The sequence below is a fragment of the Streptomyces sp. H27-H5 genome (assembly GCF_026627505.1).
GTDB lineage: Bacteria > Actinomycetota > Actinomycetes > Streptomycetales > Streptomycetaceae > Streptomyces.
This window is the reverse complement of sequence record NZ_JAPNLK010000263.1, coordinates 1-1,928: the sequence shown is the minus strand read 5'-3', so window position 1 is coordinate 1,928 and position 1,928 is coordinate 1. Positions and strand designations below refer to the sequence as shown.

Here is a 1,928-nt window from a genome sequence, read left to right as displayed (position 1 = left end):
CCGGCCACGACCGCGGCGACATCGACACAACAAGCCCCTCCCCGGCCGGACCCTACCGACACAGGAACAACCTGCCCACCCGCTCCCACCAGCACCCTCAGCCACACGAATTAACCATCAGGGTCATCAACCGCCTCAAACGACACCGTGCAGTAGGTGAGGTCGACTCGGGGCGCCCTGCGGGTGTCTCCACCAGCGGGTTTCCCCGAGCCGCCTCCCGAACCCGGCGTGCCCGTCTCCGGGCACCGGGCTCTCCACAAGCCCCGATTGGGACGCTCCGATTCTCATGCCGTAGTGGGCCACGGGCTCGGGATCACTGTTCCCCGGTATCGGTATCTGGTCGTGCTTACCTTCGCCGGATTGAACAGTTCTCCGTCCTCGGTGACGGGCCACCAGCCGCCAGGGGCATTGCGTGATCGCGTTTTGTCCGGGTTCGTCAGGTGAGTCCGAGGGCGGATAGGGGCCTGTGGTAGTCGCGGCCGGTGTGGCGGAGGGCGGCGGCGATGTTGGTGTGGCCGTCCTGGCGGCGGATGCCGATGGCGAGGTTGCGGAGGCTGGCCATGGTGCGGGGCAGGTGTCCGGTGCGGATCTTGGAGTCGTCTTCGCGGTAGGTCCGGTCGCGGACGTGGTGCAGGAGGTTCTCGATGCCCCAGTGCCCTCGGATCCAGGTGGCGAGCTGGGCGCCGTCGGCCTGTCCCGGTTCCAGGCTGGTGATCAGGTGGACGCGTTCGATGGTGAGTTTCTCCTTGGTCTTCTCACGTCGCCATCGCACGACTTGGAGGGCCTGGCGGGCTCCGGGGTAGTCGATGTGGTCGAAGGCGGCGGTCTTCAGGCGGCGTATTTCGTCGCGGTGGTGAGCCCGGGTGCGGTCGTAGTGGTCGAGCGTGATGTCCCGCCAGGGCAGCCGACTGATCCGCTGATGGAGGCCGGGGTGGTTCTTCTTCACGACGGCGAGGTAGTGGGCGCCCCGTTCCCGCAGGTAGACGCCGTGGTCGTGCTGGGTGTGCTGAGCGTCGGCGGTGACCACAGCGCCGTCGAGGTCGAGGGTTTCGAGCAGGGGCCGGAAGGCGGGGATCTCGTTGCTCTTGTCGGCGACCTGCCGCTGGGCGAGGACGCTGCCGGTGTGGTCCATGGCGGCCAGCAGCGCGATCGCGGGCCGGTCCGGTGTGCGTGAACCGCGCAGGGTCTTGCCGTCCACCGCGATCACCCGCCGGAGAGCGGGCCGGTCGCCGGCGGCTGGCCCGGGTGGGGTCCGGCGGTGCTGGAGGTACTGGCCGATCGCGGCGTCCAGGGCATCGCCGTCGGCCCGCGCCAGCAGTCGGCGGAGCGTGGCACCGTGCGGCGGACGGATGATGCCGGTGAGCGGATCGGGCCGGTATCCGAGGCCGGCCAGGACATGCTGAGGTGCGTCCGCCGCCCACTCTCCGATCGCGAGGAGTGATTTCGCCCCGGCCAGGACCGCGGCCGCCGCGGTGGCCAGCAGCGCGATGGCCGGATAACGGGCCCCACGCCGCCCACGCGGATCAGGTACATGCTTCAGATGACAGCGCAGGTCAGCGACGGTATCCGCGGTGACAGGCGTCGACGCTCCACCCAGTTGACCGAGGGCGGAGGGCATGCGGGATGGTGAACGGGCAGGCACGGTCTCGCTCGGTTCTCATGGGTCTCGACAACCACATGATCACCGGCACCGTGCCTGCACTGCTTCCCGCACCCATGACGGGACATGACACCACGTCACACGCGAACCGGACCATTCGCGTTCATGCAATGCCCCTGCACCATCCCCGCAGCACCGAATTCAACCTCGGGCATTCAGCTGAATTCGCCCTGGAGTGGGACCGGTAGCACGAAAGGTGCCCTGGCCTGCGAAGATTCGAGTGTCTAGAACGAATCAGGGACGCAGAGTGGGGCACCTTTCTGGTGAG

The 1,928-nt window shown here is 68.1% G+C and carries 1 protein-coding gene; it reads right to left on the bottom strand.

Annotated elements, in window-relative coordinates:
• Positions 1–436: 436 nt before the first annotated feature.
• Positions 437–1,618 (bottom strand): ISAs1 family transposase, encoded by a 1,182-nt coding sequence (locus OTB19_RS42610; protein WP_267804234.1) that lies wholly within the window; start codon positions 1,616–1,618, stop codon positions 437–439.
• Positions 1,619–1,928: the final 310 nt, after the last annotated feature.

What these genes read in the sequence shown, in the direction of transcription:
- OTB19_RS42610 (WP_267804234.1), bottom strand. Translation starts at nt 1,618, where the DNA reads ATGCCCTCCGCCCTCGGTCAACTGGGTGGAGCGTCGACGCCTGTCACC.